This window comes from Corynebacterium sp. HMSC11E11, from assembly GCF_001807025.1.
In the GTDB taxonomy this organism is placed as follows: Bacteria; Actinomycetota; Actinomycetes; order Mycobacteriales; family Mycobacteriaceae; genus Corynebacterium; species Corynebacterium freneyi.
This window is the reverse complement of record NZ_KV787100.1, coordinates 26,539-35,163: the sequence shown is the minus strand read 5'-3', so window position 1 is coordinate 35,163 and position 8,625 is coordinate 26,539. Positions and strand designations below refer to the sequence as shown.

Here is an 8,625-nt window from a genome sequence, read left to right as displayed (position 1 = left end):
CCACACGGGCCGCGACGATCTGATCGTCGGGGTGCCCGCCGCGATCCCGGACGCCGCCGCAGCCGAATCGGTGGCCCTCGGCGTCGATTTGGTGCCCGTGCGGCTGAACCGCGCTGACGCCGGCGGCGCCGACGCCCGCAGGGCCGCGTTCGTCGCGCTGGCCGACGCAATCGGGCACGCCGAGTTGCCGTTCGACGACATCGTCCGCGCGGTCGGGGCGCGGCGCGCCGCCACCACGCGGCCGCTCGTCCGCCACCTGGCCCAGGGGCGCAATCAGCGCCGGCCGCGGATGACGGACCGCCTCGAGTGGGCCATCGCACCGACCCGGCCCGCCGACGCGCCGTACGACACCACCTGGGACTTGGAGATCCGCGACGACGGGGACGCGTTCATCGAGCTCGTCTACGACCGCCGGTACGTCGGCGACGACGTCGCGCGGTCCATGCACCGGGATGTGCTCGAGGCGTTCACGGCGGCCGGATCCCGGTCGGGCGAACCCGGGGCGAACGTGCCGTGCCCGACCGGATCGTGATCCGGCGGCCCGGCCCGCGTGCGATCGCCGCCGACACGCGGCCCACCGAAACACGGCCCCGATACACGACCTCACCATACGACCCACCGAAACGCGACCAACCGAAACAGGAGAAGAAGTTGACCACCGACGGGACGACGATGACCGGCGACGACGGAAACGCGACCGCGGGCGGACGCGCCGCGGACGAGCGGCGGCCGCCGGCCGTCGTGGAAGAGAGCTTGCGCCGCTGCGCCGGGGTGCGCGACGCGTACGCCGCGTACGTGCCGACGCACGGGGGCGACGTCGTCGTCGCCTGGGCCGCCACGGACGACGGCGATGCCGCGCGAGCGGCGCACGACCGGATCGCGGGCCCGGGCGAACTGGAGCCGCGCCACATTCCCGCGGTGATCGTCCCCGTGGCGGCGATCCCCCGGGACGGGGCCGGCGCCGTGGTGGCCGGGGATTTGCCGGAACCCGCCGGCACGCCTACCGGGACCATCGATCCGCCGGCCGGCGACGCGGAAACCCGGGTCGCCGAGGCCGCGGGGGCCGCCACCGGCGTGCGATTCATCGGGCGGAACGACAACCTTTTCGCGTTGGGGCTCGACAGCGTGCGGGCCATCTCCATGGCCGCTGCACTGGGCCGAGACGGGATCGCGGTGACCCCGCGCCGGATCCTGGAGGATCCCACGGTCGCCGGAATCGCCGCCTGCGCGGGGGAACCGGAACGTGCGGCGACGCCGGCATCGGACACCGCGGTATCCGGTCTGGACGAGGACCAGCTGGCCGCGCTGTTGGCGGACGACCGGGACGCCGGGGATCCGTCGGAAAGCCCCCGATGAGCCGGGGCGGAGGCGAGCCGGCGGCGCTCGTCGTATGCGTGACCCCGGGGCCCGGGCAACGGGATATCGACCCCTCGGGGTGGCTGCCGGATCTCCGGCGGCTGAGCACCGCGTGGCTGACCGGTTCCGCGGACGCGGTGTCGGGGTGGGCGTCGGTCGACGCGGGACGACCGCAGCCGGGTGCCGCGGACGTGCTCCTGGTCGTCGGCGCCACCCCCGCCGCGGTGTGGGCCGAGACGAGCCGGCTTCTGCCGGGGATGCCGCCCCACCCGGACGGGAGGTTGGTCCGGCGCGACCCCGGCACCGGTCCCCGGGACGTCGCCCGATTGCCGGTTTCCGACGGCACCCGGGCGGACGCCCTGCGGAAACGCCTCGCGCGCGCGGCGCGCGGCGACGCCCCCGCGCAGAGTCCCGCGGTGGACTCCGTCGAGGCAACGGACGGCGCGGAACCGTCATGGGCGACGGTCGTCGACTCCCAGTGGGGACTCGACGGCGTCCCCGGGACGGTGCTGCACGCGACGTTCGGCCCCGCGGCGGGGGTGCCGATGGCCATCCGGAGGGACACCCACCACCAGTGGGTCATCGACTACGCCACCCGGTATTTCACCGCCGAACAAGCGCTGCAGTGGGTGGAGCCGCTGATGACAGGGAACGAATGCCGTCCGTCGGCCCGGGGGATGGCGGAGCAGGTCCGGGAGGCCCTCCAATCGGAGGAGGGCCGCATCCTGCTCGCCGACGACGACGCCCGCCTGACCCCGGCGGAGGTGGACCGGGCCACCGCCTCCCTGGCCGCGCGGTTGCGCGCCGAGGGGGTCCGGCCGGGCGACCCGGTCCTGGTCCACGTGCGGCGCGGTGCCGGCGCCGTCATCGCGTGCATCGCGCTGCTGCGCGCCGGCGCGGTCTACGTGCCGGTCGACGCCGCGTTGCCGCCGCGGCGCGCGAACCTCATCCGGCGGCTGAGCGGCGCACGGGTCATCGTCGGCGAACCGATCGGGGATGCGGAACCGGTGGACGCCGGGGCGCCCGCCGGGGGCGGGCCGCGGGACACCCCCGTCATCCCCCTCGATCCGGAGGAGTGGGATGCGCGGGACGGGCGGGCCGAAACAGCCGCGCCAACCCGGCCCGGCGACGGCGGCTGGCACCGGTGGAGACCGGACGAATGCCCGTACCTCCTGTTCACGTCCGGGTCGACCGGCGCGCCGAAGGGCGTGGCGATGTCGTACCGCTGCATCGACGCCCTGGTCGCCCGGCACCGCGAACGCCCCCGCAGGCTGCCGCGCCCGCGGGTCGCGCAGTTCGCGTCGACGGGGTTCGACGTGTCCTACCAGGAGATCATGTGCACCCTCGCGGAAGGCGGCGAAATCCGGGTTGTCCCGGAACCCGTGCGCCGGGATGCCGCGGCGCTGTGCGCGTGGATCATCGCCAACCGGGTGGACACGCTCTACAGCCCGGCGGTGATGCTGCGGGAACTCGCCGCCGCCGCGACCGCGGAGGGGAGTTCCCCGTTCACCCTCCGGAGGCTCATCCACGCGGGCGAGCCGCTGCTCGCCAACGACGATCTGACCGCGATGCTCCGCGCGCTCCCGGGAATCGTGGTGCACAACCAGTACGGGCCCACCGAAACGCACGTGGTCACGGAGAACGTGCTGGACGCCGCCCGGATCGAACCCGGGCCGGTCGGGCTCGGCCGCGCCCTCGGCGAGGGCTGGGTGACCGTGCTCGACGAGCGGCTGCGCCCGGTCGCGCCGGGTGAGATGGGGGAGCTGCACGTCCGGTCGCCCCACCACGCACTCGGGTATTGGGGCGACGCCGTCCGCACGGCGCTGGCGTTCATCCCCGATCCGGCGGTCCCCGGCGGACGCCTGTACCGCACGGGCGACCTGGTGCGGGCGGACGCGGACGGGGCGATCACGTTCGTCGGCCGGGCCGACGACCAGGTGAAGATCCGGGGCCACCGCGTCGAACCGGGCGAGGTCAGCGCCGCCATCGACGGTATCCCGGGCGTGCGCCAGGTGGTGACGGTCGCGTGCGGCGGGGCCCCGGGCGAGGACGCGTGGCTGCGCGCCCGGGTGGAGGCGGCGCCGACGGTGACGGAGGAATCGATCCGCGCCCACCTCGTCGACCGGCTGCCCGGGTACGCCGTACCGCGCGAGATCGTCGTCGCCGGCTCCCTGCCGCGCACGGACAGCGGAAAACTCAGCCGCACCGCGGACGTCGGGCACCGGATCCCCGGCCGGCGGCCCGGCGCGGGTGCGCCGGGCGCGGTCGACGAGTCGCCGGTGCGCGCCGCCTGGGCCGAGGCTCTGGACTGCGATCCGCGGGATCCCCGGGATTTCGTGTCGTTGGGCGGGGATTCCCTGACCGCGATGCGGCTGGCGCGTCGCCTCCGGCTCATCACGGGCTGGGAGGTGGGCGTCGCCGACGTGTTGGGCGGCACCGCCGACGAGTTGGCGCGACTGCTGGACGGCGAGCGCGGCGGAGCCAGCGGGTGCGGCGGGTGCGGAGACACCGCCGAATCGTTCCCGATTCTCCCTGCCCAGGGGGATCCCCACGCCCCGTTCGCGCTGCTGGATCAGCAGCAGGCCTACCTCATCGGCCGGGACGGAGATCTCGGTGGCGGCGAAGTGTCGTGCCACCTGTACCTGGAGTACACCGGCCGACGGTCCGACGTGGACGTCCCGCGCCTGATCCGGGCGCTGCATCAGGTGCTGGCGCGGCACCCGATGTGCGCCGCGGCCATCGACCCCGGGACGGGCATGCAGAGGCTGACGCCCGGGGCGCCGCACCTCGAGGTGCCGATCGTCGACGCCGGCGACGCGGCGGCCGAGGCCGCGCGGATCCGCCGGCGGATGGCCGTGTCGGTCCGCGATCCGCTCCGGCCCCCGCTGCTGGAGGTCGTCGTGGTCCGGGACGATTCCGAGGTGCGGACGTGCGTGGACGTCGACGCGCTCATCGCCGACGCCCGCAGCATCCACCTCCTCCTCGGGGAATGGGACGAGGCCTACGCGACCGGCCGCATCGCGGGGCCACCGCCGCGGACCACGTTCCGCGACTACGTGGAGTCCCATCGGCGGTGGCTCGACGGGGCGGGGGAGGAGGCCCGCGCCGCCGACCGCGCCTACTGGTCGACGGCCGTGGCCGATCTTCCCCCGCCACCCCAGTTGCCCCGGGAATCGGGCGCCGGCGACGCGGGGATGTTCCGGCACCGGCGGCACGACCTCCCCGCCGACATGTGGGCACGGGTGGCGCGGCATGCGCGGGAGCGGGGGCTGACGCCGTCGACGGTGCTGCTGGCCGCCTACTCCTGCGCGTTGGCGAACTGGTCCGCCCACCGCCGGTTCACGCTGAACGTCCCCCGTTTCGGGCGGGCCGGCGAGGCCCCCGATCTCGACGCGATCGTCGGCGAATTCGCCTCGTTCACGCTGCTCGACGCGGACCTCCGGGACGACGCCTCCTTCCACGCCATCGCGCGGCGCCTCCAGCGGAGGCTGCACCGCGATCTGTCGCACACCTCCGTCTCGGGCATGGAGGTCGTCCGCGAGTTGTTCCGCCAGCGGGGCACGTCGGATGAACCCGTCGCCCCGGTGGTGTTCACCAGCGAGCTCGGCATCGGCGGCGATCTGTCGTCGCTCGCCGGCGGCGCCATGTCCCAGGAATGGGCGATCAGCCAGACCCCGCAGGTCGCTCTCGATCTCCAGGTCGCCGACCACGGGGAGTCGGTCGCCCTCCGCTTCGACGTCCTCGACGCGGCCATCCCGGACGACGTCGTCGACGGAATCTGGGGGAACCTGCTGGATCAGGTCCATCGGCTTGCCGACGCCGCGGCGTGGCTGTCCCCGCCCGCCCCCGCGGCGCGGGCCCGTGCGCTCCGCGACCGCGGGGACGCGGGCCCGCCGGAGCGGTGCGCCGAACCCCTCACCGCCTGGATCGACCGGCGTGCCGACGGGGACGACCCGTGGTGCATCGCCGGCGACGGCGCCGTCACCTACCGGCAACTGGCGGGCCGGGTGTCCGCGGGGATCCGGGGGCTGGCCGGGAGGGGCGTCGCGGACGGGGCCCCTGTCGCCGTCGCGGTGGCCGATCGGTGCGAGGCGGTGATCGCCTCGCTGACGGTGAGCCACGGCGGTTGGTGCGTCGTCCCGCTGGATCCGTCGTCGCCGCCGGCGCGAATCCGGGAACTCGTCGACCTGGCCGGGGCGACGCTGCTCATCACCGACCGGGGCGATTGCGCCGACGCCGCACCGGTCGTCGTCACGCCGCGGGAAATCGCCCGCGCCGGCGGCGCCCCCGCCGCGGCGACCCCGGCGACGCGGTCGGCGGGCGAATGCGCCGCGATCCTCTTCACCGGCGGATCGACGGGGCGCCCCAAAGGCGTCCGGGTGCCGCGGGAAGGCCTCGAGGCCTGCGTGGCCGCCACCGTCGCGATGTGCGGCCTCCGCGCCGGCGACCGTTCGCTGCTGCTCGCGCAGCCCCACCACGACATGTCCATCCTGGACGTGTACGTGATGGGCGCAGTCGGCGGCGCCGTCATCGCCCCGGCCGATCCGGACGGGGCCGAATGGGCGACCCTGGCCGAGCGGCACGGCGCGACCGTCGTCTGCGCGGTGCCGGCGGCCGTCGACCTGCTGACCGAAGGGGCGCGGGCCACCGGGGCCGCGCTCGCCGACTTGAGGATCGTGCTCACCGGCGGCGATTGGGTGGCGCCGGAGCTCGTCCGCCGGGTCCGCGACCACGCGCCCGACGCCCGAATCTGGAGCATCGGCGGGCCGACGGAGACCACCGGGTGGAACATCGCCCACCGCATCACCGGGGACATCACCCCGCCCGGATGGACGAGCGTGCCCTACGGTCGCCCCCTGCCCGGGGCGCACTACCGCATCGTCGACGAACGGGGGCACGACCGCCCCGCCGGAGTCGAGGGCGAACTCACCGTCACCGGCCCCGGCGTGATGCTCGGGTACCTCGGGCAACCCGGGGGTTCCGGGTTTTCCGCGGACTCCGCGAACTCCGCGAACTCCGTGGACTCCATGGAACGCGCGTGGGAGTGGGCGTCGCGCACCTACGCCACTGGCGACCGTGGGGCCTGGCGACCGCCGGGGCTCGTCGAATTCCGCGGACGCGCAGACCGGCAAGTGGAAATCCGCGGCCACCGCGTCGAACCCGCCGAAACCGAGGCCCGCATGCGCGAAATCCCCGGGGTGTCCGCCGCCGCGGTCGTGCCGCTTCCCGGCGGGTCCGGCGTCCGCGGACTGGGCGCCGCCTACGCGGGGTCCGCCCGCGAACACGACGTGCTGGATGCGCTGCGGGAGGTATTGCCGCCGTATTCGGTGCCCGGGCACCTGCTCCGGGTGGACGCCGTGCCCGTGACCCCCAGCGGGAAGACCGATCGCCGCATGGTGCACCGCCTGCTCGTCGAACGCGCCGTCGCGGCGCACGCCACGGCATCATCCGCCCCCGCGGGCCCCGGATCGGCGCATGCGGGCCCCGGCGCCGACCCCCTCGCGCTGCTCATCGCCGACATCTGGGCGGAATCATCCCGGGTGGACGCCATGGATCCCCAGGTCCCCTTCCTGCGGGCCGGCGGTGATTCGTTGGGCGCGCTGCGCGCGGTCACCGCCATGCGGGAGATCTTCGACCCCGGAATCCCGGTGACGATCCGGACCCTGCTGCACGGAGCCACCGCCGCGGACTGCGCGGCGGCGCTGCGCGCGACCCCCGATGGCCCCGAGTTCGAGTCGCTGGCCTCCGACTACATGGGGGCCGGCGCGGACGCCACCGGCCCCGACCCGAACCCGGGCACCGCCCCGAACACCGGGATGGACCCCGACACGGAAACCGACACGGACACCACGAAGGAAGCACAATTCGCATGACCCACGGAAAAACCACCGACCGCATGAGCAACCGGGCAATCGCCGACCCCGCCGACCCCGCCCGCACCGGGACGACCGCCGACGAACGTCCCGCCCCCTGGTGGCTGCTGGGGCTCAGCCTCGCGTTGCTCACGTTCTTCACCGACGACTACATCATCGCCGGCATCCTGCCCGAGGTCGCCGACGGGCTGTCCGTCCCGGAAGCCGCCGCCGGCCAGCTCGTCACCGCCTTTTCGTTGACCATGGCCGTCGGCACGCCCATCGCCGCCGTCCTGCTGGCCCGGATGTCCCGCCGGATCCTGTTCCCCGCGGCATTGGCGGTGTTCGTCCTGGCGAACCTCGGCATGACTGTGACCACGGCGTTCGCGGTGGCGATGGTGCTCCGCGTCATTTCCGCGGCCGCCGCCGCGGCCGTCCTCCCGGCCATTTTCGCCGCCGCCGCGGACCTGTCCCCGGACTCGGCGCGGGGCCGCTACCTGGCGGTGCTGTCGATGGCGGTGTCGGGCGCCGTGGCCTTCGGCGTGCCGCTCGGCGTGTGGATCGCGTCGGCCCTGAGCTGGCAGGCGACGTTCGCGGCGATGGCCGGGCTCGGGGCGGTGAGCGCCGCCGTCGTCGCCGTCACCTTCCCCGGGGCGCCCGTCCAGCCGCCGACCCCGATCCGGAAGCAGCTGGCGGTCCTCGCGCAATGGCGCATCTCGCTCGCACTCGTCGGCGGTGCCCTGTCCATCATGGGCGCGCTGACCCTCGTGACCTACGTCGCCCCGTTCCTGTCGGAAACGCTCGGCCGCGACGACATGCGGCCCCTGGCGTTCCTGGTGTTCGGCGTGGCCGCCACGCTGGGCACCGTCGCCGGCGGGTGGTCCACGGACGCGAAAGGCCCCGATCGGACCATCGTCACGGGGCTGAGCATCTACATCGCCGTGATGGCGGCGTTCTTCGTCGCATGGTGGGCCCGGCCGGTGGGGCTCGGGTGGTTCCTTCCGCTCGTCGTCGCCTGGGGAGTGTTCACCTACTGGTCGTCGTCCGCGATCCAGGTGCGCCTCCACCAGCTCGCCGGCCCCTACACCACGCAGGCGCTGGCGATGAACAGCTCGCTGGGGGCGGTCGGCGTGGCCGCCGGCGCGGGCCTCGGCGGCGTCCTCGTGGCCGCCGCGCCGCTCGGCGCCCTGCCCATCGCCGGCGCCGCGCTGTCCCTCGCCGGTCTCTTCGTGCTCCTGCGGGCGTTCGCCGGCGTCCCCGAACCGGTCGCCGGCGAAACGGACGCGGACGAAACAAGCGCGGACGAGACCAGCGGCGACGAGTCCAGCGGCGACGAGACGAGCGCGGACGGTGAGCCACCGAACCGGCGAGCACGCGACCCACACGTGCCCGACCGGCAAGCGACGAACGAGTAAGT

4 protein-coding genes are annotated in these 8,625 nt (G+C 74.7%); all 4 read left to right on the top strand.

Annotation, left to right across the window (positions count from 1 at the left end; translation table 11 throughout):
* A partial coding sequence (locus HMPREF3121_RS12515; RefSeq protein ID WP_168161339.1) for a condensation domain-containing protein occupies window positions 1-532 on the top strand: 532 nt, incomplete at its 5' end.
* Between the two features lie 119 nt (window positions 533-651).
* On the top strand, window positions 652-1,356 hold the full coding sequence (locus HMPREF3121_RS00915; RefSeq protein ID WP_070519156.1) for a phosphopantetheine-binding protein: 705 nt from the start codon (window positions 652-654) through the stop codon (window positions 1,354-1,356).
* Complete coding sequence (locus HMPREF3121_RS00910; RefSeq protein ID WP_070519155.1) at window positions 1,353-7,229, top strand: non-ribosomal peptide synthetase; 5,877 nt, start codon at window positions 1,353-1,355, stop codon at window positions 7,227-7,229. Before HMPREF3121_RS00915 ends, HMPREF3121_RS00910 begins: the two co-directional genes overlap by 4 nt.
* A complete protein-coding gene (locus HMPREF3121_RS00905; protein WP_070519153.1) occupies window positions 7,226-8,623 on the top strand; it encodes an MFS transporter in 1,398 nt (465 codons plus the stop codon). The genes HMPREF3121_RS00910 and HMPREF3121_RS00905 overlap by 4 nt, the downstream gene beginning before the upstream one ends.
* The last annotated feature ends 2 nt before the right edge of the window (window positions 8,624-8,625 follow it).